The sequence below is a fragment of the Streptomonospora wellingtoniae genome, from assembly GCF_031845375.1.
GTDB classification, from domain to species: domain Bacteria; phylum Actinomycetota; class Actinomycetes; order Streptosporangiales; family Streptosporangiaceae; genus Streptomonospora; species Streptomonospora wellingtoniae.
Genome location: NZ_JAVREK010000014.1, coordinates 85,154 through 98,429, shown reverse-complemented (window position 1 = coordinate 98,429; position 13,276 = coordinate 85,154). Strand labels below are relative to the sequence as shown.

At 73.6% G+C, this 13,276-nt stretch carries 12 protein-coding genes; 8 read left to right on the top strand and 4 right to left on the bottom strand.

All coding sequences use genetic code 11. The annotated features are described in order from the left end of the window. Positions 1-21: 21 nt before the first annotated feature. The 4 genes from RM446_RS14650 to RM446_RS14635 all read left to right on the top strand — a co-directional run bounded on the left by RM446_RS14650 (position 22) and on the right by RM446_RS14635 (position 3,981). The gene (locus RM446_RS14650) at positions 22-777 is read left to right on the top strand and encodes an ABC transporter permease (RefSeq protein ID WP_311545837.1); all 756 of its coding nucleotides are present in this window, start codon (positions 22-24) and stop codon (positions 775-777) included. 125 nt (positions 778-902) lie between these two features. Next, positions 903-1,484, top strand: a complete 582-nt coding sequence (locus RM446_RS14645; protein WP_311545836.1) for a TetR family transcriptional regulator — start codon at positions 903-905, stop codon at positions 1,482-1,484. Further along, positions 1,481-2,410 (top strand): ABC transporter ATP-binding protein, encoded by a 930-nt coding sequence (locus RM446_RS14640; protein ID WP_311545835.1) that lies wholly within the window; start codon positions 1,481-1,483, stop codon positions 2,408-2,410. The genes RM446_RS14645 and RM446_RS14640 overlap by 4 nt, the downstream gene beginning before the upstream one ends. Then, on the top strand, positions 2,407-3,981 hold the full coding sequence (locus RM446_RS14635; RefSeq protein ID WP_311545834.1) for a fluoroquinolone export ABC transporter permease subunit: 1,575 nt from the start codon (positions 2,407-2,409) through the stop codon (positions 3,979-3,981). The genes RM446_RS14640 and RM446_RS14635 overlap by 4 nt, the downstream gene beginning before the upstream one ends. 190 nt (positions 3,982-4,171) lie before the next feature. Here RM446_RS14635 and RM446_RS14630 read toward each other — a convergent pair whose 3' ends face one another. After that, the gene (locus RM446_RS14630) at positions 4,172-4,642 is read right to left on the bottom strand and encodes an Lrp/AsnC family transcriptional regulator (RefSeq protein WP_311545833.1); all 471 of its coding nucleotides are present in this window, start codon (positions 4,640-4,642) and stop codon (positions 4,172-4,174) included. Between the two features lie 236 nt (positions 4,643-4,878). Between RM446_RS14630 and RM446_RS14625 the strand changes: the two genes are divergently transcribed. From RM446_RS14625 to RM446_RS14615, 3 genes are all read left to right on the top strand, one after another. After that, a complete protein-coding gene (locus RM446_RS14625) occupies positions 4,879-5,766 on the top strand; it encodes a tryptophan 2,3-dioxygenase (protein WP_311545832.1) in 888 nt (295 codons plus the stop codon). 157 nt (positions 5,767-5,923) lie between these two features. Continuing rightward, entirely contained in the window at positions 5,924-7,159 is a 1,236-nt protein-coding gene (gene kynU / locus RM446_RS14620; protein ID WP_311545831.1) for a kynureninase, read from the top strand. A 518-nt stretch (positions 7,160-7,677) separates the two neighbouring features. Then, a complete protein-coding gene (locus RM446_RS14615) occupies positions 7,678-8,643 on the top strand; it encodes a hypothetical protein (RefSeq protein ID WP_311545830.1) in 966 nt (321 codons plus the stop codon). Between the two features lie 89 nt (positions 8,644-8,732). Here the strand turns inward: RM446_RS14615 and RM446_RS14610 are convergent, their stop codons facing one another. The 3 genes from RM446_RS14610 to RM446_RS14600 are packed head-to-tail and all read right to left on the bottom strand — an operon-like array spanning position 8,733 to position 12,411. Further along, positions 8,733-10,238, bottom strand: coding sequence for a dihydrolipoamide acetyltransferase family protein (locus RM446_RS14610; RefSeq protein ID WP_311545829.1), 1,506 nt, complete (start codon positions 10,236-10,238; stop codon positions 8,733-8,735). Continuing rightward, complete coding sequence (locus RM446_RS14605; protein ID WP_311545828.1) at positions 10,235-11,272, bottom strand: alpha-ketoacid dehydrogenase subunit beta; 1,038 nt, start codon at positions 11,270-11,272, stop codon at positions 10,235-10,237. Before RM446_RS14605 ends, RM446_RS14610 begins: the two co-directional genes overlap by 4 nt. Continuing rightward, positions 11,272-12,411: a thiamine pyrophosphate-dependent enzyme gene (locus RM446_RS14600; protein WP_311545827.1), complete on the bottom strand. Its 1,140-nt coding sequence runs from the start codon at positions 12,409-12,411 to the stop codon at positions 11,272-11,274. The genes RM446_RS14605 and RM446_RS14600 overlap by 1 nt, the downstream gene beginning before the upstream one ends. A 134-nt stretch (positions 12,412-12,545) precedes the next feature. Here RM446_RS14600 and RM446_RS14595 point away from each other — a divergent pair, with 134 nt between their 5' ends. Further along, on the top strand, positions 12,546-12,995 hold the full coding sequence (locus tag RM446_RS14595; RefSeq protein WP_311545826.1) for an Lrp/AsnC family transcriptional regulator: 450 nt from the start codon (positions 12,546-12,548) through the stop codon (positions 12,993-12,995). The last annotated feature ends 281 nt before the right edge of the window (positions 12,996-13,276 follow it).

Here is a 13,276-nt window from a genome sequence, read left to right as displayed (position 1 = left end):
GGACCGAAAGGAACGCTGACGATGTCCCTCCTGCGCGACACCTGGCTGATCTGCCTGCGCCAGTTGCGCCCCACCCTGCACAGCCCTGTCACGGGCATGGGCTTCAGCATGCTCCAGCCGGTGCTCTACCTGACGCTCTTCGCGCCGCTGCTGGCGGGGATGCCCGGCGGAATGGGCGAGAACTCCCTGCAGTGGTTCGTGCCGGGTGTGCTCGCCATGCTCGCGCTGTTCGGCACCTCCTTCGCGGGCTTCGGACTGCTGCCCGAGATGCGCAGCGGCGCGCACGAGCGGCTGCTCGCCGCACCGGTCAACCGCGTCGCCCTGCTCCTGGGGCGTGTCATGCGCGACATCACGGTGCTGCTCGGCCAGGCGGTCGTGATCCTGCTGCTCGTCCTCCCGTTCGGGCTGCGGGTCTCGCCGGCGGGAGCGGTCGCCGGTCTGCTGGTGCTGCTCGTCATGGGCATCGGCCTGGGCACGCTGTCGTACATGCTGGCGATGTCGGTGAAGCAGGAGTTCCTCTTCCCGGCGATCCTGCAGACCACGACGATGCCCCTGATCCTGCTGTCGGGCATCCTGCTGCCCATGGACCTGGCGCCGACCTGGCTCTACTCCCTCTCCCGCGCCAACCCGCTGAGCCACGTCGTCGACGCCGAGCGGGCGCTGTTCGCCGGCGACTTCGGCGACCCCTCGGTCTACATCGGCTCCGGCGTGGCCGTCGCGGTCGCCGTCGTGGCGCTCGCCCTCGGCACCCGCCTGATGCGCCGCCTGGCCGCCTGACCGCGTCGCCCGCCCCCGCACCGGTGCGGGGTCGGGCGACGCGGTCAGGCGGCCACCGGCCTTGCGCGGGAGGTGTTAGTCGCTAACATGTTAGTAGCTAACATCCTCAGTTCGGGAGGGCGCTCATGGGCGGCGACTGGCGGGAACGCAAGAAGGCGCGGACCCGGGAGCGGATCCAGCGCGAGGCACTGCGCCTGTTCGGCGAGCAGGGCTACGACGAGACCACGGTGGCGGCGATCGCATCGGCCGCGGGGGTCTCCCACACGACCTTCTTCCGGTACTTCCCGACCAAGGAGGACGTCGTGCTCGGCGACGAGTACGATCCGCTGATCGAGGAGGCGCTGCGCAGCCGTCCGCGCTCCGAGGACCTCGTCGAGCGGGTGCGCGGTGCGGTGGGGGAGGGGCTGGCCGCCGTCTACGCCGCCGACCGCGACGCGCTGCTCGCGCGGGTGCACCTCGTGCTGGGCGCACCGGCGCTGCGCGCCCGGCTCTGGGAGCAGCTGCAGGACACCCAGTCGCTGCTCGAACGGGCGCTGGCGGACACCGACGACCCGGCCGAGGTGCCGATGCGGGTCCGCGTCGTCGCCGCGGCGTGCCTCGCCGTGCTCACCACCGCCATCACGGCCTGGAACCGCGGCGAGGGCGGCGCCGAGCTCCCCGACCTCGTCGACGAGGCGTTCCTCCAGCTGCGCGCGGAACTGGCATGAGGCGGCACCGGCGCGGCACGCGCCCGGAGGGAGCCGGCGGTTCCGACTCGCGCGGAGCGGACACCGGCGCGGCCGTGATCTCGGTCGAGGACCTGCGCGTGCGCTACCGCGGCACCGACGCGGACGCCGTCGACGGGATGACCTTCGCCGTCGCCCCGGGCGAGGTGTTCGGCTTCCTCGGCCCCAGCGGGGCGGGCAAGTCGACGGTGCAACGCGTGCTCACCCGCCTGCTCCGCGGCTACGGCGGCCGCGCCTCGGTGTTCGGTCGGCCGCTGGACCGCTGGGGCGCCGACTACCACGAGCGCATCGGCGTCGGCTTCGAGCTGCCCGTCGCGTTCGGGAAGCTCACGGCGGCGGAGAACCTCGCCGCCGTCGCGCACCTCTACCGCCGGCCGACGCGGCCGGTAGGCGAGCTTCTGGACCTGGTGGACCTCGGCGCGGCCGCCGACCGCCGCGTCGACGGCTTCTCCAAGGGCATGCGCATGCGCCTCAACCTGGCCCGTGCGCTCGCCCACCGGCCCGACCTGCTGTTCCTGGACGAGCCCACCGGAGGCCAGGACCCCGTTCACGCGGCCGCTCTGCGCGACGTGGTCCGCGACGAGGCGCGCCAGGGGACGACAGTCTTTCTGACCACCCACGACATGGCGACGGCCGACCGGCTGTGCGACCGCGTCGCATTCGTGGTGGAGGGCCGGATCGCGGCCGTGGACGCGCCGCGCGCCTTCAAGCTGCGCTACGGGCGGCCGGGGGTCCGGGTGGAGTACCGCGCCGGGGGCCGTCTGGACTCGCGCGATGTCTCGCTGGACGCGCTGGCCGCCGCCCCGGACCTGGCCGACCTGTTCGCCGGCGGCGCCGTCGAGACGGTGCACACCCGCGAGGCGTCGCTGGACGACGTGTTCGCCACCGTCACCAGGACGCAGCTGTGATCGCGGCGGGTGCGCCGGCGCGGGCGGCGGCCGGTCTGGCGCTGGAGTGGCGGGTGGAGCTGCGCCACGGCGTACCCGCGGCCGCGGCGGCGCTCGCGGTGCTGTGGACCGCGGTACTGGTCGCCGTTCCCGCCGGTGCCGCACCCACGGCCGCCGTCTACCTGCTCGTCGTCGACACCGCGGGCTTCGGGGTCCTGTTCGCGGTGGTGCTGGTGCTCTTCGAGCGGACCGAGGGCGGCCGCGACGTTCTCGCGGTGTCGCCACAGCGGCCGGCCGAGTACGTCGGCGCCAAGCTCGCCGTGCTCACGGCGCTCGCGGCGGCGATCGCGGTCCCGGCGACCCTCGCGGCTGCGCGTGAGCTGCCCCCGACCGCGGCGGCGGCGCTGCCGCCGGTGCTGATCGGGGTAGCGCTGCTGTCGCTGCTGCTCGTCGGCCTGGCGCTGGCGGCCTGCGGGGGAGCGGGCGGGCTGGGCGTGCTCTTCACCCGGCTGCCCCTGGTCGCACCGCTGGTCGCGGCGCCGGTGGCACACGTCTCCGGTGCGCTCGACCACCCTCTGCTGTATCTGGTGCCCACGACCGGCGGTGCCGAGCTGATCCGCGACGGGCTCCTCCCGAACGCGGCACCGGGACCGGTGCCGCCGGCCTTGGCCGCGCTGTACCTGGCGGTCTGGGCGGCAGGTGCCGCCGCGCTGGCCTGCCGGGCGGTGGGGCCGAGGACGGCTGCTGCAGGCGTGCGGGTCGGCGAGGGCTCGTCCCGTGCGGGCGCCGCCGGTCGTGCACCGGCGCAACCGCGGGTCTCCGCGGGTGCGAGCGTCGCGCACACCCGCGGCGGGGCCGTGGCCGGGCTGGCCCGCATCGACCTGCGCGGGCTGCTGCGGGATCCGATGCTCAGCGCCATGCTGCTGGGCCCGGCCGTGCTGGCGCTCCTGCTGAGGTGGGCGCTTCCACCGGTCAGCGGGTTCCTCGCGGACCGCTACGGGCTGCAGACCGATCCCCTGGCCCCCGTCATTCTGGCGGCTCTGGTGGTACTGCACGTGCCGCTGATGATCGGCGCGATCACCGCCCTGCGCACGGCGGAGGACGCCGACGACGGCACGCTGGCCCTGTTGCGCGCCACGCCTCTGGGCCTGCCGCGGTACCTCGCCTACCGGCTCACCGTCGCAGCGGTCGCCGCGGCCGCCGGACTGGCCGCCGCGGTCCCGCTGTCGGGCCTGGCGGCGCATGTTCCGGCGGAGCGGCTGCCCGCACTCGCGGCGGCGGCCGGGCTGGCAGCGCTCCAGGCGGCGCTGCTCGTGCTGGCCGCCTCCGCGTTCGCGGCCTCCAAGGTCGAGTCGCTTGTGCTGGTCAAAGCAGCCGGAGCGGTGTTCACGCTGCTGCCCGCCGCAGTGTGGTGGCTGCCCTCCTGGGCGGTCTGGGCGGTTGCTCCGCTGCCCCCGTTCTGGTCGGTGGCGGTGCTGCCGGGCTACGACGCCGCCCCGTGGCCGGCGGGGCTCGCGGCGGGCGCGGCGCTGTCGGCGCTGACCGGCGCCTGGCTGCTCAGCCGGACCCTGCGGCGCCTGGAGCACGGGTGAACGGCCACCGCGCTCGCGTGCGCCGGGCGCCGCACGCGGACCGTCGCGTGCGCCGGACGGCGCGGATCGCGTACGGGTCGGCCGCGCCGGGCGCGGTGGGAACCGGCGGCGTCCTCGACGTGACCGCCGACCAAGTCCGCTTGCCCGTGGGCGGCGCCGCGCGCCCGCGCTGCCCACGGCTCGCCGCGGGTCACGCCTGTGCCGCGGGCGGGCGCACGGGCCGCCAGGGATAGGTGCTGGAAAGCACCATCGTGCTGGACGGGCGGCCGTGCTCGGCCAGGCGGTCGATGACCTCCTCGAAGTGCGCCATCGACGCCACCGCTACCAGCAGGACGCAGCAAGCGTCGCCGGTGACCCGGTGCAGCTGCAGTATCTCCGGCATCGCCATGGCCGGCGCGTCGCGCAGCAGGCACAGGGGGCCGAAGCACTCCATGCGCACCAGGGCGGTCACCGGCAGTCCCGCGGCGGCGGGATCGACGTGGGCGTGGTAGCCGGTGATCACTCCGGTGTCCTGCAACCGCCGCACCCGGTCCGCCACAGCGGGCGCCGACAGGTTCACCCGCCGCGACAGCTCGTTGTAGGACAGCCGCGCGTCGTCCTGCAGTTCGGCGAGTATCCGCCGGTCGACGCCGTCCACCATGGCCCTCCCGTCACCCTCCATCACCCCGAGCGGTGGCGCTGCGCGCTGCGTGCGCCGCCGCGCAGACGCCCCTTACCGAGCCGGGTTTGCGGATTGGCAAGCGCCATCCAGCGTTCGTAAGCCCGGAGGGCGAGATCTATTACGCATGTTAAGCGAGATCACCGGATCTGCAATCGCCGGCCATTCATTCAGCGGTCCCGATTGGCGCATGCTGAGCATGATCAGTTCGCACGGTGCCGACGGCGAGGAGAGCGACGATGGCGATGACCGCGTCCTACGACAACGGGCGGTCCGCGGTCCGAGGCGCGGCCGCGGGGAGCGCCGGGGAACCGCAGAGCTGTCCGGTGCTCGGCGCCGACGAGGCCGCCGCCTACACCGACTACGTGCACACTGAGACGCTGCTGAGCCTGCAGCGTCCGCGGACGGGCGAGCCGGCCGAGCTGGACTTCATCATCGCCACGCAGGTCATGGAGTTGCTGTTCCGGCTCGTCCGCCACCACTGGGAGGCCGCCCGTGACGCGCTGGAGGCCGATGACACGGGATCGGCCCTGGCCGCGCTGCGCCGCGGCGCCGGTACGCAGGACGTGCTGGCCGAGTCGTGGGGACTTCTGGCCACGCTGACACCCGCCGAGTTCGACAGGTTCCGCGACGCGCTGGGCGTGGCTTCGGGCGTGCAGTCGGCCTCCTACCGGCAGCTGGAGTTCCTGCTGGGCAACAAGTCGGCGGGCATGGCGCGCGCCCACGAGGACCTGCCGCTCGCCCATGCCGAACTGGAGCGCGCGCTGGCCGAGCCCGGCCTCTACGACGCCGCGCTGCGCCTGCTTCGCCGTCGCGGACTGCCGGTCCCGCGCGAGGTCGCCGAACGCGACTGGCGCCGCCCCTATGCCGCCGACCCGCGGGTCGGGCGGGCCTGGGCCGAGGTCTACGCCGACGAACGCCCTGAGAACGACCTCCTGCGGCTGGCGGAGGCACTGCTGGACACCGCCGAGCGGGTCACCCGCTGGCGGCACCGGCACCTCATGGCGGTCAAGCGCGCCATGGGCGCCAAGCCCGGCACGGGCGGTTCCAGCGGGCTGGACTGGCTGGCCCGCAACGCCGCGCAGGACGTCTTCCCCGAACTGTGGTCGCTGCGTACCGACGTATAGCGGTCCGTGCGTGAGGCGGCGGCCCGGGCGGGCATGCACACCACGTGCCGACCGTCTGCGCCCGCCCGAGCGCGGCGCGCCGCCTGCAGGCCCGGCCGACGGAGCCGCGCGCGGCCGCCGGGCCGCCCCACCACCCAGCTCAGGAAGGCCCATCGCGATGACACCCACCACCCGGGACGACTGCCTGCGCCGCGACGAGAAGGACCCGCTGGCCGGATTCCGCGGCGAGTTCCTGCTGCCTTCGCAGACGATCTACCTCGACGGAAACTCTCTGGGAGCGCTGCCCGCCGCCACGCCCGGCCGCATCGCGCGGACGGTCGAGCAGGAGTGGGGCGAGCGGCTGATCGCGAGCTGGAACGAGGCCGGCTGGTGGGACAAGCCGCGGGCGCTCGGCGCCGGGATCGCGCCGCTGGTAGGTGCCGCGCCGCACGAGGTGGTCGTCGGCGACGGCACCTCGGCCAACCTCTTCAAGGCGCTGGTGGCGGCGCTGCGGCTGAATCCCGAGCGGCACGTGGTTCTGGGCGAGCAGGGCAACTTCCCCACCGACCTGTACATCACCGAGGGCGTGACCGAGATCATGGGTGCGGTCGAGCGCCGGGTCGACGCCGACAACCGCGCTGCCCTCGCCGGTGCGCTGGCCGCGGGCGACGTCGCCGTCCTGCTCCTCAGCCATGTGGACTACAGCACGGGCGCGCTGCGCGATATGGCCGAGATCACCCGTCTGGCGCACGCCAACGGGGTGATCGCGGTGTGGGACCTGTGCCACAGCGTCGGCGCGCTGCCCGTCGAGCTTGCGTCCTGCCGGGCCGATTTCGCGGTGGGCTGCACCTACAAGTACCTCAACGCCGGTCCGGGGGCGCCCGCCTTCACCTTCGCCGCCGAACGCCACCACGCCGGCGCCCGGCAGCCGCTGACGGGGTGGCACGGCCACGCCCGCCCCTTCGACTTCTCCGCCGGGTACGCGCCCGCCGAGGGGGCCAGCCGGTTCCTCAGCGGGTCGCAGCCGGTGGTGGCCGCGGCCGCCCTGGAGGCGTCGCTGGAGCTGTGGCAGCGCGTCGACCTCGGCCTGCTGCGGGAGAAGAGCCTTGCCCTGACCGGACTGTTCATCGAGGCGACCCGCCCCGCCGGACTGCGGCTCGCGACCCCGCATGAGCCGGAGCGGCGCGGCAGCCAGGTGTCGCTGCGCCATCCGGACGGCTACGCGATTGTCCAGGCGCTGATCGAGCGCGGCGTCGTGGGCGATTTCCGGGCCCCCGACATCCTGCGCTTCGGCTTCGCCCCGCTTTACCTGCGCTATGCCGACGTGTTCGACGCGGCCCAGGCGCTGGTCGAGGTGGTGCGCAGCGGGGAGTGGCGTGACCCTCGCTTTGCCGCAGCCAAGGGCGTGACCTGACGCACGGATCGCCGCCTTGAGGGCGCTCCCAGACGGCACCCGCCGAAATGTGACGGGTGTCATATTTTTTGTGGTTTAAAGCGCCGATCAGCCGTGTGTGCGGGCGTTTCGTATGGCGCAGCCAGCGGTGGAACCCGTCCTGATCTGCGGTTTTGCGTCCCCGCTTGTGGCGTTTGACTTTTTCGTGGGCTACAGTCCTTCGTGATCGGTTCGTGACTTGGTCATTACCTTTCCAGGACCCAGGTCTGCCTAGCCGATGCCGAGCCCCGGGATCTGACCCCGGGGAAGAGAGGCCCCCGAACCTCTTGCGGGTGGGCCGCGCATCCAGCGCCTGCCCCGGTGCGCCGTCCTTCGACGGCGGCCGGCGATCCCCGCCGCTCCTGGCCATCCGGTCAGAAGCCCCACCAGGTACATCCGGCATTCGGACGCCCCTGTCTCTGGCGTACCCGAAATGCCCGGTATGTCTGCCTATGCGGCCTCGCTCGGCCCCCGCTCAGTCGAATTGGGTTTGCATTTCTATGAGTTCTGACCCCATCCAGTACGGCCAGACCACCGCGTCCTACTTCTGGGACGACGGCTCCGGGATCAACGGCGACACAGGCGCCCCCGCATCGGGCCTGCCGATGCAGAAGGGCATGGCGGCCAGCCCGAGCTGGCCCCTCGGCACCGAGGGCTACGTCGAATACAACGGTAAGAAGGCCGAGTTCTTCGTCGGCGACCGCGGCCCCGGCGACCCCGCCGAAGGGTGCGGCGTGATGCTCGACCTGGACGGCCAGACCTTCGCCGACCTGGTCGGATCGAGCTGGGACAGCTCCAGCTACACCGTCGCCAGCGGCGAGGGCCACATCGAGCTCGAGTACTACATCACCGAGTGGGGCGACGGCGCGGGAACGCCCGGCGCACCCATGCCGATGAGCGAGTCCGAGGTGTGCGACGGCCGCGAGGTCCAGCCCGTCCCGGGCTCCGCCGGTGGTGGCGGCGGCGGTGGCGGCGGCGGAGGCGGAGGCGGTGGCGGCGGCGGCGGTGGCGGCGGTGGCGGCGGTGGCGCCGGCTCCGGCGACGAGTCCAATGCGCGCAAGTCCGAGGAGTCCGGCGGCGGGTCGAAGACCCAGCAGGCCGACGGCGACCAGCAGCAGGGCGGTGCCGCCTCCGGCAAGGGCGACGGCGGCTCCGGCGATGGGCTCACCGCCGAGACCGCGGCCAACGACGTCTCCGGCATCTCGCTTGCGGGCGACGACCTCCCCATGGCCGCCGGTGTCCTGACCCTGGCCATCCTGCCCGCACTACTGGTGGCCCTCCTCTTCGCGCGGCGCCGCCACGCCGTCGACTACGGCGCCTCGGGCCGCCACCGCGAGGCCTCGCTGCTTTCGGTCGAGGGCATGCGCGGGACCGCGCAGAGCGTGCGCGAGACCGTGGGCGCCTACTGGGAGCGCGCCGCCCGCGCCGTCCGCGAGCGCGGCTCCGGGCGCAGCGGCCAGGAGTAGCCTCCGGCCCTGCGGAACACGCGGCCGCGCCCTCGCCCCGGCTAGACCGGTCGGCGGGGGCGCGGCCGCAGCGTCGTCTCCGGGGGCGCTCACGTGTCGCCGATGAGGAGCGCCGGGTGCTCCACGCAGTCGGCGAGGAAGCGCAAGAAAGCCCCGGCCTGCCCGCCGTCGCACACGCGGTGGTCGAAGGCCAGCGTCAGCTCGGTGACCGGGCGCAGCACCACCTCGCCGCGGTAGGCCCACGGCCGCTCCACGATGCGCCCGATGCCCGCGATCGCCGACTCGGGGTGGTTGATGACCGCCGCCGCGCCGTCGACGCCGAACACGCCGTAGTTGTTCACGGTGAACGTGCCGCCGGTCAGCTCGGCGGGGGGCTGCGTGCCGGCCCGGGCCCGCTCGGTGCGCGCGCTCAGCTCGGCGGCCAGCTGCCGCGTGGTCAGCCGGTGGGCGTCGTGCACGACCGGCACCACCAGCCCTCGGGGCGTCTGCGCGGCGAAGCCCAGATGGACGCCCGGGGGGCGCACCAGCTCCTCGCGCTCGGCGTCGAACCGCGAGTTCAGCGCGGGCCACCGCTGGAGTCCCAGCACGCAGAAGCGGGCCACCAGCGACAGCAGGCTCACCGGGCGCTCGGGGTCGGCCTCGTTGAGCGCCGTGCGCAGCTCCAGCAGGCCGGTCGCGTCGGCGTCGACCCACACCGTCGCTTCGGGGATCTCCCGCCGGGACCGGGTCATACGGCGGGCCATCTCGCGGTGTGCGGCGGAAAGCGCGACGCTTTCGGCTCCGGCCGCAGGCGCGTCTGCCGCCGCGCCGTTCGGCGCCCCGGGCCGGCGCGCGACGCCGTTCGCTGTCGGTCCGGGAACCGCCGCCGGCCGCCCGGGCTCAGCGGCTGCCCCGGCGGAGGCCCCGTCGGCGCGGGAAGCAGGCGCCGCTGCCGCGGCCGCCGCCTCCACGTCGCGCCGCAGCACCAGCCCGCCTTCGCCGCTCCCGGACAGCGCGGCGGCGTCGATACCGTGCTCCCGAGCGATTCGGCGCACCAGCGGCGAGATCACCGGCGCCCGCTCTCCAGGTACCGGCCGGGGACGGGGAGGCGCCGCCGACGCCGTTGTCGGCGGCGCCTCCTCCACGGCGTCCCGCCTGGGGAGGAGGCGGCGGGACGGGCTTTCCGGACGGGTACCGAAGCCGACCAGGACCGCACCGGAACCGGCCGCCTCGCCGCCCGACTCGTTCGTGTCGGCGGCGTCGGCGGTGTCCCGCCGATCCGGCGCGTCCGCCCGCCCGGCCGTGTGCGGGCCGGTCCCGGCGCGCTCGCCGGGATCCGCGGCTCCGGTGCTCTCGGCCGCGGTGCGCACGCCGACCAGCGGCGATCCCACGGCGACGGTGTCGCCCGGGGCGCCGTGCAGCTCGGCCACGGTCCCGCTGAACGGGCACGGCACCTGTACGGCCGCCTTCGCGGTCTCGACCTCGGCCACCGGCTGGTCCACGGCAACCGGGTCGCCGACTGACACCAGCCACTCCACGATCTCGGCGTCGGCCAGCCCCTCGCCCAGGTCGGGGAGCAGGAAGCTGAGCACCGGGCCCCGGTCCTGCGCGCTCACGCGTTCACCTCCGAACGCTGCTCCGGAGCGCCGACCGGCGCCGTGCCGGGGACCCAGGACGACTCCCACTGCAGCCGGTCGACCGCGGAGAGGATGCGGTCCACACCCGGCAGGTGGAACTCCTCCAGGTGCGGCGGCGGATAGGGGATGTCAAGTCCGCACACACGCATCACCGGCGCCTCCAGGTAGTGGAAGCACTGCTCCGTGACGCGCGCGGCGACCTCGGCGCCGAAGCCGGCGAACCCGGGGGCCTCGTGCACGACCACTGCGCGGCCCGTGCGCCGCACCGACGCGGCCACGGTCTCGTCGTCGAAAGGGGAGAGGCTGCGCAGGTCGACCACCTCGGCGGAGCGCCCTTCGCCTGCTGCCGCCTCGGCGGCCAGCAAGGCGGTGTCGACGGTCGGGCCGTAGGCGATGATCGTCAGGTCGCTTCCTTCGCGGCGTACCACCGCGCGGTCCATCGGCTCGGTGCGCGCCGGAAGCTCCACGTCCTCGGCCGCCCAGTAGCGGCGCTTGGGTTCCAGGAAAACCACGGGGTCGGGCGACTCCACCGCCTCGCGGAGCATCGAGTAGCCGTCGGCCGCGGTCGCGGGGGTGACGACGCGCAGGCCGGGCGTGTGGGCATAGTAGGCCTCGGAGGAGTCGCCGTGGTGCTCGACGGCGCCGATACCGCCGCCGTAGGGGATGCGGATGACCAGCGGCAGCTCCAGGCGCCCGCGGGTGCGGTTGCGCATCTTGGCCACGTGCGAGACGACCTGCTGGAAGGCGGGGTAGGCGAAGGCGTCGAACTGCATCTCGATCACCGGCCGGCGGCCGTACATCGCCATGCCCACCGCGGTCCCCGTGATCCCGGACTCGGCGAGGGGGGAGTCGAAGCAGCGGTCCTCGCCGAACTCCGCGGACAGTCCGTCGGTCACCCGGAAGACCCCGCCCAGCGGTCCGACGTCCTCGCCGTAGACGACCACGTCGGGGTCGGCCGCCAAGGCGTCGCGCAGCGCCCGGTTGAGGGCCTGGCCGAGGGTGGTGCGCGCCATCAGCGGCCTCCGTCCGGTCCGCCGGTCCGCTCCGCGTGCTCCGCGGCCTCGCGTACCGCGGCGCGCTGGCGGCGCAGGGCCGCCGTGGGCTCCGCGTAGACGTGGGCGAACAGATCGTCGGCGGTGCGCCTCGGCGGCCGTGAGAGGCGCTCGCGCACCGACGCGGCCAGCCGGTCGGCCTCGTCTTGGAAGCCGGCCATGCGCGCGTCGTCGAGCAGGCCCTCGCTGCGCAGCAGCGCCTCGAGGCGGGCCAGGGGGTCGCGTCGGCGCCAGCGTTCCACCTCGGCGTCGTCGCGGTAGCGCTTGGGGTCGTCGGAGTTGGTGTGCGGCTCCACCCGGTATGTGCGCGCCTCGATCAGCGCGGGACCGCCGCCCGACCGGGCCTCGGCCAGCGCGTGCGCGACCACCGCGTGCACAGCCGCGGCGTCGTTGCCGTCGACGAGGTAGCCGCGCATCCCGTAACCGACGGCCTTGTGCGCCAGCGTCGGGGCCGCGGACTGCTTGTGCAGCGGCACGCTGATCGCCCACTGGTTGTTCTGGATCAGGAAGACGACCGGCGTGTTCCACACCGCCGCGAAGTTGTACGCCTCATGTGCGTCGCCCTCGCTGGTGGCGCCGTCGCCCATCAGCACCAGTGCCGCGGTGTCGGCGCCCTTGCGGCGGGCGGCGTAGGTCAGCCCCACGGCATGCGAGGCGTTGGTGGCCAGCGGCGTGCACTGCGGCGCGCAGCGGTAGGCCTTGGGGTCGTAGCCGCAGTGCCAGTCGCCGCGCAGCAGGGTCAGCACCTCGACCGGGTCCACACCGCGGGCGACCAGGGAGACGCAGTCGCGGTAGGTGGGAAACAGCCAGTCGTTCTCGGCGAGGGCGAGCACGCCGCCGACCTGGCAGGCCTCCTGACCGCGGCTGGAGGGGTACACCGCCAGCCTGCCCTGCTTGGCCAGCGCGCCGGCCTGGCCGTCGAAGCGGCGGCCGACGACCATGGCGCGCAGCAGCGCCTCAAGGGTGTCCGGACCGGGCAGGTCGAAGCCGGCTCGTACCGCCGGGTCCGCGGTGCGGCGGCCCTCGGCGTCGATCAGCCGGATGGGCTCCGCGGAGGGGACCGTGGGAACCGCAACGGGTGGCGCTTCGCTGGTCGTCATGGTCCGAATATGCGGTTGGGTGCCGCATAATGTCCATAATGAGCCGCGTATCGTAGACGGATGGCCAGACGAAACGATCGTGGAGTCGGATCCGTCTCGATGTGCTCCCGCTCCGCCGGTGTGAGGTGAGACACATGGCCACCGCCTTGGACGACGTCGACCACGCGATCATCGACCTGCTGCGCGCGGACGGCCGCATGTCGATCCGCGCGGTGGCCGAGCACGCGCACATCTCCCGCGCCAATGCCTACGCCCGGCTCCACCGGCTGCGTTCCGACGGCGTCATCCGCGGCTTCACCGCGGTCATCGACCACGAGAAGTACGGCAACGGGCTGGCCGCCTACGTGTCGGTGCGCATCGAGCAGCACTCCTGGGAGCGGTTCCGCGACCACCTGAGGGACATCCCCGAGGTCGACCACGCCGCGCTCGTCTCCGGCGACGTCGACCTCCTTCTGCTGGTCCGGGTCGCCGACGCCGCCGCTCTGCGCACCTTCGTGCTGGAGCGCCTGCAGCGGATCCCGGAGGTGCGCAACACCCAGACCATGTTCATCCTCGACGAGCCCGCCCTGCGCGAACCGGACTGAGGCGCGGATATCACCGTTGATCTATTCCCAAAACAGCGGAGCTAGCACCTCTGAGCTGGGCAAACGCACTCCATCGCGAGGCGCCCACGAAATCCCGTTATCGTTCCGTGACATTCCCTGAAGTGGGTCTGGAGCGGGCCGGTTCACCCTCGTTTTGTTCCTCCGGTACGGCCGACCAGAGGGAGGCCCCACACAGCTTGTAGCTATCGTCACTGGAAATCGTTTTACTTCACGATAGCTACAAGATCAACGGGGTCGCCGCGACGACGCCGGAGCGGGAC

Excerpts from the sequence above, each read along its gene's own strand:
- RM446_RS14650 (WP_311545837.1), top strand. The coding sequence starts at position 22 with ATGTCCCTCCTGCGCGACACCTGGCTGATCTGCCTGCGCCAGTTGCGC.
- RM446_RS14645 (WP_311545836.1), top strand. The coding sequence starts at position 903 with ATGGGCGGCGACTGGCGGGAACGCAAGAAGGCGCGGACCCGGGAGCGG.
- RM446_RS14640 (WP_311545835.1), top strand. The coding sequence starts at position 1,481 with ATGAGGCGGCACCGGCGCGGCACGCGCCCGGAGGGAGCCGGCGGTTCC.
- RM446_RS14630 (WP_311545833.1), bottom strand. The coding sequence starts at position 4,642 with ATGGAGGGTGACGGGAGGGCCATGGTGGACGGCGTCGACCGGCGGATA.
- RM446_RS14625 (WP_311545832.1), top strand. The coding sequence starts at position 4,879 with ATGGCGATGACCGCGTCCTACGACAACGGGCGGTCCGCGGTCCGAGGC.
- kynU (WP_311545831.1), top strand. The coding sequence starts at position 5,924 with ATGACACCCACCACCCGGGACGACTGCCTGCGCCGCGACGAGAAGGAC.
- RM446_RS14615 (WP_311545830.1), top strand. The coding sequence starts at position 7,678 with ATGAGTTCTGACCCCATCCAGTACGGCCAGACCACCGCGTCCTACTTC.
- RM446_RS14605 (WP_311545828.1), bottom strand. The coding sequence starts at position 11,272 with ATGGCGCGCACCACCCTCGGCCAGGCCCTCAACCGGGCGCTGCGCGAC.
- RM446_RS14600 (WP_311545827.1), bottom strand. The coding sequence starts at position 12,411 with ATGACGACCAGCGAAGCGCCACCCGTTGCGGTTCCCACGGTCCCCTCC.
- RM446_RS14595 (WP_311545826.1), top strand. The coding sequence starts at position 12,546 with ATGGCCACCGCCTTGGACGACGTCGACCACGCGATCATCGACCTGCTG.